The sequence below is a fragment of the uncultured Actinomyces sp. genome, assembly GCF_963542285.1.
In the GTDB taxonomy this organism is placed as follows: Bacteria; Actinomycetota; Actinomycetes; order Actinomycetales; family Actinomycetaceae; genus Pauljensenia.
Genome location: NZ_CAUTWQ010000004.1, coordinates 54428 through 71217 on the forward strand (window position 1 = coordinate 54428; position 16790 = coordinate 71217).

A 16790-nucleotide genomic window follows, 5' to 3' on the forward strand; every position below is an offset into this window, starting at 1 on the left:
GCATGTACGAAGGAGCTCTTCAAGACCTCATCGATGAATTGGGACAACTTCCCGGAGTGGGGCCAAAGAGCGCGCAGCGTATGGCTTTGCACCTTCTCGAGGCCGAGCCCGAGGATGTCGAGCGTCTGACCACTGCGATCAATGCGGTCCGTCATCAGGTCAAGCACTGTGTTGTTTGCGGGAACCTCACCGAAGACGATGAATGCTCGATCTGTCGTGATCCGCGGCGTGATCCCAGCGTGATCTGTGTTGTCCAAGAACCCAAGGACATCCAGGCCATTGAGAACTCACGGGTATTCCGCGGACGCTACCATGTTCTGGGTGGCGCTATTGATCCCATCCACGGGATTGGTCCCGATCAGCTCAGTATTCGTCAGCTTCTGGGACGCCTGTCAGATGGTGTTGTTCAAGAGGTCATCATCGCAACAAACCCGAATATTGAAGGTGAGGCAACCGCCTCGTACCTAGCGCGCACCCTTTCGACAATTGGTGTGACGACAACGCGACTTGCCATGGGACTTCCCGTGGGCGGCGATTTGGAATATGCGGATTCCATTACCCTGGGACGGGCAATGGAAGGCCGGCGCAATATGTCCTGAATTTCCACGGAAACTGTGAAAGGATCGCGACGTGAGTACAACAGAGTCTAGCTTTATTCGCCCCGATGGGACACCAGCGCGCGTCCTTGTTGTGGATGACGAATCGGTCTTGGCCGAGCTACTTGGATCAGCACTGCGCCACCAGGGCTGGGAAACCCAAACGGCAGCAAACGGTTGGGAAGCCCTGGATAAGGCCGATACTTTTGACCCCGATGTTGTGGTTTTGGATATCCAGATGCCTGGCCTCGACGGAATGGAAACTTTGGAACGCCTGCGTAAGCGCAAGCCCCATCTTCCGGTCCTGTTTTTGACGGCACGTGACGCGGTGGCAGATCGCGTTGCGGGACTACGTGCCGGTGCAGATGACTACGTCACTAAGCCTTTTGACCTCGATGAAGTCACTGCGCGTATTGACGCTCTGCTTCGCCGATCTGGAATGGCTTCGGTCACCGCTGAACGTGTTCTGACCGTTGGTGATCTGACCCTGGACGAGGACTCCCACGATGTTGAGCGCGGCGGTGAAGCAATTACGCTGACGAACACCGAATTTGAGCTCCTGCGCTACTTCATGGAAAACCCGAACGTTGTCTTGTCGAAGTCGCAGATTCTCGACCGCGTGTGGTCCTACGATTTTGGTGGTCAGGCGAACATCGTCGAGCTCTACATTTCGTATTTGCGTAAGAAGATCGACGCTGGCCGCGAACCCATGATTCACACGGTCAGGGGAGCCGGTTATATCCTCAGGCCCGCCTCCTAGGAGCGCTAATGACAAGCTCTACCCCTCAAGCTTCGAATAGCGAAGCGCAAGCGCGTGTTCCCACACATAGTGCTCCTCAAACGAAGCGCAAGCGATCGCGTCTTCTCACTGTTCGCCTGAGTCGTTTTCTTGCTGCAGCCGTCGCTTTGGCGTTGGTCACCATGCTTGTTGCCTCGGCGCTTGCAATGCATTCGTGGATGACTTCCAAGGTTGATAGTTCGCTTGAATCCATGCTCAGCAGGCTTGAAGAGAACGCAGAGCTCAGCTTGCAACAACCTGTTCCTCCGCCCCCTCCTCCTCCGACGGCCGGGTCACAGGACAACCAGGATGATCACGCCCCATCACAGTCGAATTCTCCTAGTTCCTCTGCTTCGCCAAGTGAACATGGACCGCGTGGCTTGCGGGGTCCAGGTTCTTCAGAAGGCCAGTTGCAGCTCATTAAGGACGACGATGAGATCGTTTCAGGCGTCGTCAAGCAATTTGATGTGGTGGAGCTCGATAGTGCCGCTCAGCAGCAGATTCTCTCCTTGCACTGCGATGGAGACGGACACAATGTCAGCCTGACGAATTTTGGCACTTTCAGGATCATGTGCGCTCAATCAGAGTCGCGGACATTGGTCGTCGGCCTGTCTTTGGCGGCCAATAACTCGACGCTAATCATGTTGGTGGCTCTTGAAGGCCTCATCGCACTGGTTGTGATCGCCGGCGCAACTTTCATCGGCCGCAAGTGGATTCGCAGGGAAATGCTCCCCTTGGGTGAGGTAGCGGCAACCGCGCGAAGCATCGGCTCCAAGGACCTGATTGCCACTCCAACAGTTGAGGACTTCCAACGCGTTGATTACTCCATCGCCCAGCCCGGTGATGAGGTCGGCGATGTCGGTTACGCCCTAAATACGATGATCGACAATGTTGAAACCGCACTTCAGGCTCGCGCAGAATCTGAGCAACGCCTGCGTCAATTCGTTGCCGATGCCTCGCACGAACTCAGAACTCCTTTGGCGTCGATTCAGGGTTACACGCAGCTTCTTCAACGAGGAGCAACGGACCAAGAGCTTGCGCTTTCGCGAATCGCATCTGAGTCCGCGCGCATGTCCGGTCTGGTTGAGGATCTTCTGCTGTTGGCTCGCCTTGATGCGGGACGTGAACTGGCCAGCGATCCTGTAGACGTGATCCCATTGGCTATCGATGCAGTGTCAGATGCCCATGCAGCAGGTCCGGATCACCAGTGGAGCCTAGACCTTCCCGAAATTGATGACGAGGCCGATTCCTGCACTTCCTGCACCGTGCTGGGTGATGAGTCTGCGCTTCGCCAGGTCTTCGCAAACCTGGTGAATAACGCTAGGATTCACACTCCCGCTGGCACTCGCGTAAAAGTTGGAGTGCAGATGATCGGCGGCGGGGCCTCGGTGCCCGGGTTTGTGCGCCTGAGCGTTGCCGATGATGGCCCGGGAATTGCGCCCGAGCTGCGTGCGACCGTCTTTGATCGCTTCGTCCGAGGCGACACTTCGCGCTCACGTCAGGGGAAGGGATCCTCGGGGCTGGGCCTGTCGATCGTTTCCTCGATTGCCGAGGCCTTGGGTGGCCGAGTGGACGTCGATACCTTATGCGAAGGTGAAGGTAAGCCCGGCGAGCATGGAACAACCTTCTCGGTGATCCTGCCGGCGGCAGAAAACTAGACCCAATACGAAGTAGAGGCGCCCTCACATCGATAAGGGCGCCTCTATGGTTAATCAGTAGCGGTTCCTTTGTTGAAGAGCAGCAACGATGAGCGCACAGGCCTCGGCATCCGAGGTTGCATCGTGGTGATTCAGACGGAAACCAGGAACAAGTGCACGTGTGACGGTCGGCAGTTTGTAGTCACTCAATCCGGGGACTAGATCCTTTGCCGTCCGATAGGAACAGAAGAAGTCGCTTGGCAGCGTCTGCGTCCGGAAGAACTCATCCAGCTCTTGCCAGACTCTTTTATCGAAGGATGCGTTGTGCGCATACATGGGAAGTCCGGCAGAAAAACGCAGTGCATAGGGTGCAACATCTGTCCATGACGGGGAGTGATGGACGTCGTGGGCAGTAATCCCGTGGATGTGCGTGAATTCAAAGTGATCGTAACCCGAAGGGGGTTTAATCAGCGTCGACATGCGGTCAATGACTTGGCCCTGATGGACTTTGACAAGTGCGATCTGGCACGCAGAGACGCCACCCATGCGATTTGCGGTCTCGAAATCGACAGCGACGAAGGTTGGCGCCGCAAGGATTTTTGATGGAGCGGACCACGCTGAACTGCGTAGCTGCTCGCTTCTTGACGAGGCCGCTCGTGCGGGCGCAGATGAGCGTGCCTGCGCGAAGGGGCGGCGGTCCGGACTGTGTTGCTCTGTGATGCGTGGGGTTGAGTGCTCTTCACCGGTGATTGATGTGTAACCGGTTGTCGGCGCGTCAAAATACGTTGTGTTTTTGACGTGTTTTTCAAGCTCGACGAGCCGTTTCCATTCGGCGTTATACGCGGAGGCATCCTCACCGCGTTGTTTAGCAAGCATTTCCTGTGCTTTGGCGCGGCGCTTCTGAAGGTCGATGCGGTAATCCTCGCGAGGCGCGGGAAGACCCAGCGAGAACCATCTGTCCAAGGTTGCGAGCTCGCCAGAGTAGTCCTTCATCTTGTGCTGAATGATGGTTACCTGCGCGACGTAGTATTCCATAACGCATTGAGGGTTTTGGAGTGCAGCTTTGACCATTTCTGTGAGGCAAGCTTGGGCAAGCGCCAGCGCCTGGTCGAGGTCTCCCGAGCGCTTGAGAGCTTTGATGTCATCGATCCATTCGAAGAGGAAGCGCCCGTTGTAGCGAGGGACTAGGCACTCGGTGGTATTCGCAGCGGGAGAAGTTGTGGCGAGTGGAGACGTGGGGAAAGAACCTGTGGGAGTAGGAACAACTGGGGCAGCAGAGCCATTGAAGGGCTGAAGGAAGGACTCCACGCGAGACTGAACCGCACCGACGCGCGATTGCACGGCCTCGACGTGGGACTGAACTGTGCGATCAATGTTTCCGGGTACGGTTAAGTTCGAAATATCGCGAATGATGTCACGCAGACCCACTGTAACTCTCCTGATAACGACGTCGTCATCGCTGATAGTACAGCATTTCTTCGGCCAAATTGCAGGCTTTTTGGACCTATTCTCGCGAGGCCTAAAACTCCACCTGGAGCGCCCCGCGTGCACGGTAGCGCGCCTCGCCGGGATCAGAGGCCTCGACAACGGAAGCGGCAGCTAAGCGGCACTGTGCCAGACTGACCTGAGCAAGCTGCGCGCCCACCGAGGGAATTGCCAAGCGCGGCATCGACAGCGCGGGGATACCCATACCAACGAAAACGCAGGCGAGCAGCGGGTCTGCCGCGGCCTCGCCACACACGCTCACACTTACCCCGTGCTCAAGGCCAGCGCGCGCAACCTGTGCAATCAGGCGCAAAGGTGCGGGCTGCCAGGGATCGGAATACTCGGCCAAGTCAGGTGACATGCGATCTGCAGCCATCGTGTACTGCGTCAGATCATTCGTCCCAATCGATACGAAATCGACGTATTTCATCATGGAATCGATCAAAAGCGCCGCGGCTGGAACCTCGATCATAATTCCCGCGCGCAGTTCAACCTCGAAGCGTTCGGAAAGCTGACGGACGGTCGAAGCGAACCACTGGGCTTCGGAAATCGTTGAAATCATGGGAGCCATGATTGATACCGAGGTTTCTCGGTGTTGGATGGCTGCCAGAGCGATCGCTTCCAGTTGGTCGTGAAGGATCTGCGGGTGAGGACCAGAGGTTCGGATTCCTCGGACGCCAAGCGCGGGATTGTCTTCGCCGGGGATTGTCGCATAGGCCAGTGGCTTATCTGAACCCGCATCCAGGGTGCGCACGCATACCGAATGCCCGCGGAATTGCTCAAAAACCCCGGAGTAAAAGTTCACTTGCTCGTCAATTGTTGGCTCGCTGTGTGCGTTCAAGAAGGCCAGTTCTGAACGCAAGAGGCCGATTGATTCAAGGTGGGGGGAGTGAGCCGCGGCCTGCGCGCTTGCGAGGTCGTGAATATTGGCCAAGAGCTTCACTGGGTGTTCATCGCTGGTGTGAGCGGGCGCGTTCCAATGAGCTACCGCCTGTGCGCGCTTTTGATCTCGCTGAACCGCTGCCTGTGCCTCTTCGGCAGGAACCTCAGTTGCCAAAGACCCCACAAAGGCATCCATCAATACAAGATCCCCCTGGCGCAATTCACTCAAGTTGCGCACGGCGACGATGCAGGGGATCCCCAACTGGCGCGCAATAATCGATGTGTGCGAGGTCGGACCGCCCAGTTCCGTTGCAATTCCAACGCAATACTTGGGATCAAGGCTCGCCGCATCCGAAGGGGATAGGTCGCGTGCGCACACAATATAGGGAGCGAAAGGGGCCGCTTTCTGAGAAGCAGCGACTGGCGTCCCCGCCCCTGACGCCATCCCAGAGTCGGCCTCGGCAAGGTGAGCAAGGACCAGGTCACGGACGTCGTAGAGGTCAGCGATGCGCTCCAGCATCAGACCACCGGAGGAACGAAAAACCTCGACGAATTTATCGGTCGCGCGAACAACTGATTGCGGCGCCGGAACACCGGAGAAGATCCACGACTGAGCTTCGCGGATCCACGTCGGGTCAGTCGCTAAAGACGCGGTCATGACGAGGACGTCTGAGACGTCGCCCAGTGCCTGCGTTGAGCGCTCGAAGAGCTCCTCGCCGACTTTCTTGCAGACCTCCTCAAGGGATGCGGCAATGGCGGGGCGGTCCTCGGGCGGTAGGGGAGTGAAATCGTCGGAAGGAAGGGCTGGGTGGGACGTCCAAACAAGCGGCGCATAGGAGACACCGTGAACAACCGGGGTCCCGTAAATCGTGTGCGGCATCGAGGACTCCTTCCGTGGATGTAGCTCAACCATATTCGTTGGTCCTAGGAATATGCCAAGTGTGCCGAAAGTTACGCTCATAAATTGACACAAACGTTCACGTGTTGGTCAGTACTCGTCATATTTACGAGTTTTCAGGGACGATAAGAACAGATAACCCAAACGCAGACAGTTAGGACCACTCGTGGCGCTCATCGTGCAAAAGTACGGAGGCTCATCCGTGTCCGATGTTGAAGCGATTAAACGCGTTGCAAAGCGCATCGTTGAGACTCGGAACGCGGGACACAAGCTTGTTGTCGTCGTTTCAGCAATGGGCGACACAACCGACGAGCTCCTGGACACCGCCGCGCAGATTACCGACAACGCACCCGAACGCGAGATGGACATCCTTCTCACCGCCGGCGAGCGTATTTCGATGTCCCTTCTGTCCATGGCAATTAACGAGTTGGGTGTTCCCGCACAGGCCTTCACCGGCGCACAGGCCGGAATCCACACGACTTCCGCTTATGGTCGCGCCCAGATCACCGGCATGGTCCCCGAACGCGTCGCCCGTTCAATCTCTGAAGGTCGGGTCGCAATTGTCGCCGGTTTCCAAGGAATTTCTGACGATGATGATGTGACGACTTTGGGCCGAGGCGGTTCCGATACGACCGCGGTTGCGCTCGCGGCTGCCTTGCACGCCGATGTGTGCGAGATTTACACCGACGTCGACGGCCTGTTCTCTGCTGATCCGCGAATCGTTGCCAAGGCACACCGCCTGCGCTCGATCTCAACGGAAGAAACCCTGGAACTTGCTGCGCATGGTGCAAAGATTCTTCACCTGCGCGCGGTCGAATTCGCCCGCCGCTACAAGGTTCCCCTACACGTTCGTTCCTCCTTCTCCGAGAAGGAAGGAACCTGGATTTCAGACCGCCCGGCCTCGCCGGCGCTCAAGGGATTGGTCCCTGACGCCGCATTCCTCGACCCGAAAGAAGGAAAGATGGAACAGCCCATCATCTCTGGAATTGCCCACGACCGCGGCCAGGACAAGATTACGGTTGCCGGTGTCCCGAACCACCCCGGCCGCGCCGCGATGGTTTTTCAGACGATCGCCGCTGCGGGCGCGAACATCGACATGATTGTTCAGAACATTCCCGTTGCGGATCCGACCCGCGCGAACATCACCTTCACCATTCCCGAGGCCGATGCCCAGGTTGCGCTAGACGCGCTTGAGTCCGCGAAGGAAGAGATTGGCTTCAAGGAGGTGCGCTACAACCCGAATATCGGCAAGCTTTCGCTGGTGGGAACGGGTATGCGTACGAATCCCGGTGTTGCCGCGCGACTCTTCGCTGCCCTGTCTGAGGCGGGAATCAATATTGATCTGATTTCCTCTTCCGAGATCCGTCTGTCGATTGTGACGAAGCTGGATGATCTGGATCGTGCAGTTGCCGTTGTTCACTCCGCTTTCGGCTTGGACGCTGAGGTTTCCGAGGCCGTTGTGTACGCGGGTACTGGCCGCTGAGTCGGTCCATCGCTAGTAAGAGAGGGTTGAAAATGTCAGGTTTGACTGTTGCAGTTGTCGGTGCGACCGGCCAGGTTGGTCGTGTTATGCGCACGATCTTGGAAGAGCGCAATTTCCCGGTTGAAACGATTCGTTTCTTCGCATCTTCACGTTCGGCGGGATCTACCCTGCCGTGGAAGGGCACAGAGGTCGTCGTTGAGGACGTCGCAACCGCTGACTTCTCGGGGATCGACATCGCGATCTTCTCCGCGGGAGCTACGGCCTCGCGCGAGTATGCCCCTAAGTTCGCGGCAGCCGGCGCCGTAGTCGTCGACAACTCCTCCGCATGGCGTAAGGACCCCGAGGTCCCGCTGGTCGTCTCCGAGGTCAACGGTGACGACGTTGCGAACCGCCCCAAGGGCATCATCGCAAACCCGAATTGCACGACCATGGCTGTCATGCCTGCAATTAAGCCACTTGCGCAAGCTGCGGGCGGAATTGATCGACTGACTGTCTCCTCCTACCAGGCGGTTTCCGGCTCTGGCCTCAAGGGCGTTCGCGAGCTCATCGACCAAGTCCGTGGAGCTGCCGATCAAAATCTTGAGGGGCTGACCACCGATGGTCACGCTGTTGATTTCGGCACCCCTGAGGTCTACGTCGCGCCCATCGCTTTCGATGTCGTTCCTTTGGCCGGCTCGATTGTCGATGACGGCAGCTTTGAGACCGACGAAGAGCAGAAGCTTCGCAATGAATCGCGTCGCATCCTTCACGTCCCGAATCTTCTGGTGAGCGGGACCTGTGTGCGCGTGCCGGTCCTGACCGCGCACACCATGACCGTTCACGCTGAGTTCCCCTCCTCGATTTCTCGTGACGAGGCCGTGGCTGCGCTCAGCAGTGCTCCCGGCGTTCGCGTCGTCGACGTTCCGACCCCTCTCGAGGCCGCGGGCGAAGACGATGTCTTCGTCGGCCGTATTCGTCAGGATCAAGCGGTTCCGGATAACCGCGGAATCGTGTTTGTCGTCAGCGGAGATAACCTGCGCAAGGGAGCGGCTTTGAATGCGATTCAACTAGCAGAGCTGGTAGCTCAAGAACTGCTTGGCTGAGCACTCAAAGCTGCTTTTTATTAGACAGAAAAGGGGGTTGGAGACGGCCAAGCCGTCTCCAACCCCCTTTGAGTTTTGGCGGTGTGCACATTGATCGCACACCGTGTTCAAGCATCAGTCGTTGTGAGATTCCTGGTGCTTCTGAGCTTCTGCGTGAACCTCTTCCATGTTCAGGGCTTCTGCCTGAGAGATCAGATCCTCAAGAGCAGCGGCCGGAAGGGCGCCGGAGTTACGGAAGATCAGGACACCTTCGCGGAAGATCATCAGGGTCGGGATCGACGAAATCTGAGCGGAAGCAGCAAGTTCCTGCTGCGCATCAGTGTCAACCTTGCCGAACACGATGTCGGGGTGCTTCTCTGAGACGGACTCGAAGATGGGGCCGAACTGACGGCACGGGCCGCACCAAGTCGCCCAGAAATCGACCAGGACAATCTTGTCGGAATTAACGGTCTCGCTGAAGTTTTCAGTGGTGAGCTCGATGGTACTCATTGAAGGGCACTCCTTTGATTCGTATTGGGGCACGTGCCCCGCTTCATGTCCAGCTCAACGGTTCGTGCCGGCCACTTATTCCCCGATCCTATCGGAGTTAGCTGATTCACACGATGTCAGGCACTGACGGGACAACGCATATACGAATTATCGCGAGCGTCCCCTTCTGGCGTTGCTGCAGTCGAAGCCTCCTGAACTGCGGTGGAAGATCCCGGGCGTTCAGCTGAAGAGGGAACCTCAACATCAGCCCCTATGCCTCGCAAGATGAAGGCTTGGACAGTGCGGATTGTTGCTTCGCGGGTCTGAGGGTTGGCCGGAAGGCGATTCCCTGCAAGGCATGAATGAATGAGTGGAATCAATACGTGGGGGTTTTGCCGCGGAATTGCACCTGTTTCCATGCAGCGCGCAAGGATTTGCAAGAGCCGCGTCGAAATAATTGTCGCATGATCGTGCAGGTGCGCAGAGTTTTCACGTGAAACTTGAGCGCGCAGATTAAAGGTCGAGTTCAGGTGATAACGGGTGGTCATCTCCAAATGCGCACGAATATAGATGCGCAGTTGGGCAAGCGGATCATCAACTTGATCAAGCGCTTCTTGGAGTTTTTGGGAGAACTGCAGAGTGACGCGACGCATGAACTCAAGAAGGAGGACTTCCTTGTCGGGGAAGTGGTTGTAGACCGCGGTGCGTCCAACCTTTGCCCGCGAAGCGATCTGCGACATGGAGATTGAATCGAATGGCTGCTCAGCAAGGAGGCTTGCAAGTGCATCAAAGAGACGGTTGCGCGTGAGCTCACGATGGTCGGCCAGCGAATCTCCAATAATTTTTGGCATAAAGCTATTCTGACAGAAATTCTGGATCTGTCTTGATCATTCGCCGATTCACATGGATTTCCCAGATGAGAACTGATTGATTGCCGCCTGGACGATGGGGAAATCAGCAGGGATCCACGGTAAATCCATCACTTGATCAAGAGGAGTCCACAGTAACTCGAGATGCGAGGCTCCCGGAGTCAAGGTTTGGGTGGGGTCAGCAAGGGTGCATCCCCACACCGCCATCACCCGACCGTTGAGGATCGGCCACCACTTTCCCTCGGGGGTGAGGACCGGTTCAGCAATCCTCAGTGCGCACCCCAGTTCTTCGTCGATTTCGCGTACGAGGCCGCGCACGGGGTCTTCCCCTTCCTCAACCTTTCCGCCGGGGAGCTCGAAGAGGCCTCGTAAATCTTCTGGATAGGAGCGGGAAGCGCACAAAAGCGCGCTTGGGTGGGGGAGGCGATCAAAGATTGCAGCGGCAACGACGGGGCGCGGGTTGGGTGAAGTCACGCCTTTAAGTCTAGAGGTCATGCTTTGGACTGCAGCCGGGGGAGCCGCTATGATGAACGAGTTGTGCCGGTCATACCGATTGGTATCAGGCGCTTCGCGGGCGTAGTTCAATGGTAGAACTTCAGCTTCCCAAGCTGACAGCGCGGGTTCGATTCCCGTCGCCCGCTCCAAAAGGACGTCACTCTGGATACTTAGATTTGTGGCTTTTCTAGTAAGCATCTCGAGACGACGTCTTCGCTGTGCTGGTGTGCTTGTTCATGGTGCAGGGTCCGGTCGCGTGAAGCTGCTTGGGACTCTTGGTGCTGGTAGATTACCGGCTAGGAGTGATCTCTTAGGGTGCTGTCAGGCCGATCAAGTACGAAGTGTCAAAAAAGATGGCTTCGTCGTAAAAGGAAATGGCTTACCACTTAATTTAAGGGATGTTGCGCCGTGACTGCTGGCACTCGGCAGAACCTACAAATCGCCATTCAATGATTAGCATTTCTACACGCTGGTCCATGACCCCTAGAATCTTTATGGTGAGCTTATCTCCGTAATCAATGATCTGAGGAAGTTCCGGAACGTGCACTGTCCACGCTGCCTCTTTCGGGAAAGGTAAAACTGAACAAATCTCGATTGTTTGCCCTGACTGATTCCTTAGTGTCCACTTAGATTTGTCGACTTGTATAAGTTCGCTGAGCGGCGGTGGAGCCTCGCGTTGTGCGAGCTCAAGAGCTTGAGAGCTTATTTCATTGGCCTTATCTGCGATCTGGTTTGACTCATCTGCTCTCGAATTGGCTCGATGCGATTCAATAGCTGCCCAGAATGCTATAACAACCGCAATGGCGGACAGGACAATGGAAATAATGCCGGTCATATTTACTCCACATTAAGGGTGATGACGGTGTCGTAGAGGCCGACTTGGTGCAGGTCTTCACGGCGCTTCTGTTCCGCATGGGAGGCGTAGCCCACGTAGGACAGTGAGGCATCCTCGTAGCGGCGGAACGCAAAGACCGCCTGGTTCATGTGGATGGAGTTGAAGACTCCCAGGTTCACCAGGAGGTTGAAATCCTCAACGGACAGGCCGGTAACCCGCTTGAACAGATCTGGTTCGATCTTGGTGATGACGTCGAAGAGCGTGTTCTCCCTGAAGTCGGTGAGGTACATGAAGGCAGGGATCCGGGTGGCGAACTTGATGAGCTTTTCCTGGATCTGCTTGCGCTTGGACTTGTATTCCTTCTCCTCTGCGGAGAGTTCCTTCTTCTCCTTCTTGGTCAGCGAGTCGCCCTTTTCCCTCTTGGTCTTAGATACCGCCTCGCTCTTGTTCACCACGGTCTCGAAGATGCCTGCGCCGAGAGCACGGAAGCCTTCAATATTGAGGATGGCTTCCATAGCGCGCTCGTCGTTCATGATCTTCTTGAGCGTCATATTGTCGACGTTGACCAGGATCGCGGACTCCCACTTCTTCGCCAGTAGGGTGGCTGAGGTGCCAGACATGGCGATATCGAGCACCTCGCCTGCGTCAATCTCCTTCATCGAGGCACCGTCGTAGGCCAGCACTGGCAGGTAGTTGACGAGCTCGGCGACGGCATGCTCGGGGCTCTTCGCCTCGGGGTGAAGCCCCGTGCCGTAGTCGGCGATCTGGCGCAGAGCACGAGTGGGTGCGAAGTCGAAAACGAAACCGACTGGCTTGAGGATCTCCTCCCGGTTCGGGTCATCCCCGTCAGGGTTCTTGATGGCCCACGGGGACTGCACCCGGAAAGCGGCCTGGAAGTAGGACTCCGGGCTGGTGAGGTTGCGCAGCATCAGGATTGATGACCATTGCTTGACGGTCACCCCGGTCGTCAGCTTGCCGCACGAAAGCGTAATGGTCTTGGTGTCGTGACCATCCCCGATTGCCTCACGCACGGGCGGGAGTGCTTCAACCCCAACCCCAGCGCCCGCTCCAGCAGCGACGATCACCTGATACTGGTGCCAGAAGGTGTTGTGCCGGGCAGCGAGCAGGTTCGCCATGGCCTGGCAGGCAGCAACGTTCGGCAAGTACCAGAACGAATGCTGGAGGTACGGGAGCAGGCGGGCATCAGCGTACGGGAAGGGCGGGCGGCCACCGGCTTTGAGCATGTCCATCTGCGTGGGCGCATGCTCACCACGGATGAGGTCCAGCCACTTCTGTACGTCAGACTCGTGCGCGAACCGCGCAGTCTCATTACTGCCTGCGGCTTCGAAGAAGGTGTTGAGGTCGAACTCGTCGAACTCACCCTGATGTGCGATAGCCACCAGGTCATCAGGCATCCGGTAGGTGAGCAGCCGCATTTCCGGCAGAGCCGCATACGGGTTCCATTCGCCGGGGTGCTCGCGCACCCATTCGCGTTTCGCATTCTGCTCGTCGGTGTAGGTCCAGTTGAAGATCTGCTCCTCGATGAACTCACCCGTTGCCAGAGCCTTGAAGGGTGTGCCCGAGAGGTAGAGGTAGGAGCGTGTCGTAATGGGAAGAAAGTCATCCTCATCACTACCTAGCTCGTCGAGCTCTTCGTCGAAGGCAGCTAGCCCCTCGTGGTACTCAGCTTTGAGTTCCTTGGCAGCTTCCTTCTCATCCTCACCTTCGAAGAGAGCTTTGGCGTTCTCCCGCCAGGCACCGAAGTGGTACTCGTCGAAAACCACGAGATCCCAGTTGACGGTGTGAATCCACTCGTTCTTCGGCTTGATCAGGTCGGTCTTCTTGTCCCGCCCGAGGAGGTCCTGGAAGGAGCCGAAATACACCAGAGGCTGATCGCCGGCAATGTGCGCACCCTCGGACAGTGCTTTGGCACTGAGATACTGCCAGCCCTCAAAGTCCACGTGGCTAGCCAGGTCTTCACGCCAGGCGTCTTGCACGGCGGGTTTAAATGTGACGACGAGGACGCGCTTGGCACCCATGCGCTTGGCGAGCTGATAGGTGGTGAAGGTCTTGCCGAAGCGCATCTTCGCATTCCATAAGAAGCGCGGGACCGCACCCGGATCCTCCTCCCAGATGGAGCTGTAATAGGCGAGAGTTTGCTCCACGGCTCGGGCTTGCTCGGGGCGCATCGCGAAGGTCTGGTAGCGCTCGCCCGTGTACTCCACCCCGGCGCGGAGTTCTGCAATAGCAGTGAGCACATCAGCAGGCTTACAGCGCACCCACTCCGTCGCAGACCCAAAATGCGGGTTCTCAAAACCCTTCGCCTTCAGGCGCTGGATGACGTCCTTATCGCGGAAGATACTGCCATCCTCACGCTCCGCAATGATGTCGACGTGCAGGGTGAACTCCTGCTGCATCTGCCCCTGCGACTCACGGATTCGGTCGCGGACGTCTTCTTTCGTTGTCTGCCCGACCTTAATGAGCCCCTCATAGCCGGATGGAGGATTCTTCGGAGACCAGGCATAGATCCGCAGGCGCGCCGAGGGCTTTGAGGGAAGGAGCTCCTCATCCCGCCTGGCCATCAGTCCAACTCCATCGGACGAATCAACGATTCAATGTAAGAAACTTCCTCATCCGAAAGTCCGTACTTGGCATAAAGTTCCTCATCAGTCCATTCCCTGTCCCACGATTGCATCGGAACCCACGAATATGTTGAGTGGGTTGCATGTTGCGTGATCTTTCTAAGGGAAACGAGGAACCGGAAGAATTTCGTTGAATAATATGAGCGGATTGAAACAGCCTCAGCCTCAGTGTCGGAGTAAAAGAAAAGAAAGGATTGTGTACAAACTGATGGGGCAGCGACAATTTGTGAAGGTCCAAGCACAAGATCAACGCCGGCTTTTTCTCGCTCTCGTCCGGAACCGACAGCAGGTACCAGTACTTTCCATTTGTCTATGAGCTCGACGCTCTTGGTGACTTGCGCGCGACTAATATAGCCAACTTTGCGCTGCATTTTTTCGATGTAGTGAATCGGAATTAGACCTTCCTGAGGGTGAACGCTGAAGTCTCGAAAGTTTGAAGTCCAGCCAAACTCTTTGTCGCGTGCGAGAATCGAATTAATCGACATCGGGTTGTCTGCCAGGACCTTTCGGAGAATGGGCAGAGCTTCGGCGTCGCGTACCAGGATGTCGAATTCGTCGAGTCGCCTGATGGTTGGGGATGATGCGATACCCCCACGGATGGTAGTGACTTCACAATCTCCATCGTGTGTGGCATCGCGGAGGAAATAGCATGCACCGCCGTTGAGTCCAACACCCGGAAATACCTCTGCAGCGTTTTGATAGTCCACAAGTACCGAGAGCTTGCGATCGCTCAGCATATACTGGCGAAATTCATTGAGTCCCAACCCTGTCGCCATCCAGCGTGAGGGGATGACCATAGTGAGAAGCTGGGGGTCAAGTTCTTTGGCTTGGGCCACGAACTTCTGATAGATCGGAATATCTCTTGTGCCACCTGCAGATCCAAGCTGGTATGGAGGGTTGCCGACGATCAGGTCAAAATGCATGCTAGCTCCAAATACTTCGTTGATTCGTTGCTTAATGTTGTTTGTGTGGATGAAGGCGTAGGCGTGGGTCTCGAGATCCTCGCCGCGCCCATAGTCCTCTTCTCCAGCCCCGCAGAAAGTACACCGGCGCCCATGACGAACAATGATTTCTTCTCCCGTAAAGGGATCGATTTCGGCTGAGCGACGCCCAGTCTTGTCATCCCAAGTGTGTTCGGTGCGTTCAAACCAGATATTTCCCTCTGGGGTATCGAAGGCAGTGCAGATGGAGTGCTCACTGTTGGCGTACTTCGAGCAGTACACACTGCGGCGGGCCATGAGAGCGGTGAGCTCAGTGATAGCGATCCCGAAGATCTGCTTGGTGAGGATGTGGTTGACTCGCTCCTGAGGATCTGGGATCAGGGAAGCCAATCCATCGTTGAATCGGTGAGTCGCCTCCCGCAAAAATACCCCGGTTTTTACGAACGGATCTAGCACCCGGGCGTTCGGGTTCGCCCACAGGTTCTCCCCATTGTGGTCACGCGCCCACGCCTCGGCGGCGAGGTCAAGCATTGCGGCAGCCATCTCTGGAGGTGTGAACACCTCATCGTTCGAGAGGTTCGCGATGCAGGTGAGCACATCAGGGTTGTGCTTGTTCAACAGGAGGTTCGACACGCTCATGCTGGCTGCGCTCCTCTTTCGGCAATCTCGGCCACAGTCACTGGGGGGAATGAGGTATCGGGGGCGAAGATTTCGGCCATGTCCATGGAGCCGAACAAGGTGTCCTCCCCAAAAGCCGCACGCTTTGTCAAATCCTGATACTGGAAGTCACGCCGCTGGAACTTACCCGCCCCAAGGTAGCCCCACTCGGCGAAAGTCAGGGGCTCGCCGCTGGGGATCGTCATGGTCAGAGCATCGGCCTGAACGATGTTGATTGCCAGAACTGTACGAGCCGCCGCCGCCCACGTGCCGTCTGGATCCTCGCCGATGAAGTCCGTGAAGATTGCGAGAAGGTTGGAGCGGCAGATCTCAGCGTTGTCGGCAAGCAGCTCGATGCCGTAGGTACTCATCAGGGCCAGGAGTGCGTAGTGGCGGCGCTCGAAGTCGTTCTTGCCGTAGCGGGCGTGGACAGTTGAGAGCTTGCGGCGCAGGATCTCTTGGAGGAAGGCTCCCTCACCGCAGGCTGGTTCCAGGACTCGGGCGTCGATACGCTCCGACTCGTCCTTGACCAAGTCAAGCATGTCGTTGACCATCCACTCCGGAGTAAATACCTCGCCGTGGTCGGCCACGCGCTGCTTCGACTTCACTAGTTGTCTCTGCTCGCTCATATCTCCTCCTCGCTTGCTTCAGTGTGGAATGTCATTGCTGCCTTGGCCGCCTCAACCTGATGCTCGAGGCGGTCGCGAGGAGACGTAGCGTCTCCCCATTGTCTGCCCGTAAATCTGTCCGAGGGTTGAAGAGAGACCGTGTGTCCTGCAGTATCTAGCGGATTTCTTAGTTGAGGTGTCGAAGCTGAAGGTTAACTGCCCCGATCCTTACGCCTCTTCTGGAATTTGGGTAGGCGATATGTCGGAATTCCGAATTACTGGGCGTTCGTCGGTAGGCAGTCTCGCAAGGCTTCCGAAGAAGTGCTCTCGGGCTGCAGTGAGGGGTATTAGATTGTCGTCAGCACTCCTACTTGAGTTTGGCGTGCACTTTTTGATTGCTCGGCTCTTCTAGCAGTTCACTTCTTCGTTCATAC

The 16790-nt window shown here is 56.8% G+C and carries 14 protein-coding genes and 1 tRNA gene; 6 read left to right on the plus strand and 9 right to left on the minus strand.

Features of this window, described 5'->3' with window-relative positions; translation table 11 throughout:
- The first annotated feature begins 2 nt into the window (after window positions 1–2).
- From recR to RW023_RS02915, 3 genes are read left to right on the plus strand one after another with little or no spacing between them, the layout of a single operon-like run.
- Window positions 3–599 carry a recombination mediator RecR gene (gene recR, locus RW023_RS02905; protein ID WP_019126766.1) on the plus strand — a complete coding sequence of 199 codons (597 nt, stop codon included), beginning with the start codon at window positions 3–5 and terminating at the stop codon, window positions 597–599.
- Between the two features lie 31 nt (window positions 600–630).
- Window positions 631–1356, plus strand: a complete 726-nt coding sequence (locus tag RW023_RS02910; protein WP_315579808.1) for a response regulator transcription factor — start codon at window positions 631–633, stop codon at window positions 1354–1356.
- Between the two features lie 8 nt (window positions 1357–1364).
- Window positions 1365–3032: a HAMP domain-containing sensor histidine kinase gene (locus tag RW023_RS02915; RefSeq protein ID WP_315579809.1), complete on the plus strand. Its 1668-nt coding sequence runs from the start codon at window positions 1365–1367 to the stop codon at window positions 3030–3032.
- Between the two features lie 54 nt (window positions 3033–3086).
- On the opposite strand, the gene RW023_RS02920 is transcribed toward RW023_RS02915, so the two are convergent.
- Together RW023_RS02920 and RW023_RS02925 are read right to left on the minus strand one after the other, a co-directional pair.
- Window positions 3087–4439 carry a 3'-5' exonuclease gene (locus RW023_RS02920; RefSeq protein WP_315579810.1) on the minus strand — a complete coding sequence of 451 codons (1353 nt, stop codon included), beginning with the start codon at window positions 4437–4439 and terminating at the stop codon, window positions 3087–3089.
- Window positions 4440–4530: 91 nt separating this feature from the next.
- Window positions 4531–6258 (minus strand): putative PEP-binding protein, encoded by a 1728-nt coding sequence (locus RW023_RS02925; RefSeq protein WP_315579811.1) that lies wholly within the window; start codon window positions 6256–6258, stop codon window positions 4531–4533.
- Between the two features lie 184 nt (window positions 6259–6442).
- On the opposite strand from RW023_RS02925, the gene RW023_RS02930 reads away from it, so the two are divergent.
- A complete protein-coding gene (locus tag RW023_RS02930; RefSeq protein WP_315579812.1) occupies window positions 6443–7759 on the plus strand; it encodes an aspartate kinase in 1317 nt (438 codons plus the stop codon).
- 32 nt (window positions 7760–7791) lie between these two features.
- Entirely contained in the window at window positions 7792–8841 is a 1050-nt protein-coding gene (locus tag RW023_RS02935) for an aspartate-semialdehyde dehydrogenase (RefSeq protein WP_315579813.1), read from the plus strand.
- A gap of 114 nt (window positions 8842–8955) precedes the next feature.
- On the opposite strand, the gene trxA is transcribed toward RW023_RS02935, so the two are convergent.
- The 3 genes from trxA to RW023_RS02950 all read right to left on the minus strand — a co-directional run bounded on the left by trxA (window position 8956) and on the right by RW023_RS02950 (window position 10673).
- Complete coding sequence (gene trxA, locus RW023_RS02940; protein ID WP_178704894.1) at window positions 8956–9330, minus strand: thioredoxin; 375 nt, start codon at window positions 9328–9330, stop codon at window positions 8956–8958.
- Between the two features lie 116 nt (window positions 9331–9446).
- The gene (locus RW023_RS02945; protein WP_315579814.1) at window positions 9447–10160 is read right to left on the minus strand and encodes a TetR/AcrR family transcriptional regulator; all 714 of its coding nucleotides are present in this window, start codon (window positions 10158–10160) and stop codon (window positions 9447–9449) included.
- Between the two features lie 48 nt (window positions 10161–10208).
- Entirely contained in the window at window positions 10209–10673 is a 465-nt protein-coding gene (locus RW023_RS02950) for an NUDIX domain-containing protein (protein ID WP_315579815.1), read from the minus strand.
- A 75-nt stretch (window positions 10674–10748) separates the two neighbouring features.
- Here RW023_RS02950 and RW023_RS02955 point away from each other — a divergent pair.
- Window positions 10749–10822, plus strand: a tRNA-Gly gene (locus tag RW023_RS02955).
- Between the two features lie 242 nt (window positions 10823–11064).
- Here RW023_RS02955 and RW023_RS02960 read toward each other — a convergent pair.
- From RW023_RS02960 to RW023_RS02975, 4 genes are read right to left on the minus strand one after another with little or no spacing between them, the layout of a single operon-like run.
- The gene (locus RW023_RS02960) at window positions 11065–11508 is read right to left on the minus strand and encodes a hypothetical protein (protein ID WP_315579816.1); all 444 of its coding nucleotides are present in this window, start codon (window positions 11506–11508) and stop codon (window positions 11065–11067) included.
- Window positions 11509–11510: 2 nt separating this feature from the next.
- Window positions 11511–14090, minus strand: a complete 2580-nt coding sequence (locus RW023_RS02965; protein WP_315579817.1) for a DEAD/DEAH box helicase family protein — start codon at window positions 14088–14090, stop codon at window positions 11511–11513.
- Window positions 14090–15730, minus strand: a complete 1641-nt coding sequence (locus RW023_RS02970) for an Eco57I restriction-modification methylase domain-containing protein (protein ID WP_315579818.1) — start codon at window positions 15728–15730, stop codon at window positions 14090–14092. The genes RW023_RS02965 and RW023_RS02970 overlap by 1 nt, the downstream gene beginning before the upstream one ends.
- Entirely contained in the window at window positions 15727–16377 is a 651-nt protein-coding gene (locus tag RW023_RS02975; RefSeq protein WP_315579819.1) for an N-6 DNA methylase, read from the minus strand. Before RW023_RS02975 ends, RW023_RS02970 begins: the two co-directional genes overlap by 4 nt.
- Window positions 16378–16790: the final 413 nt, after the last annotated feature.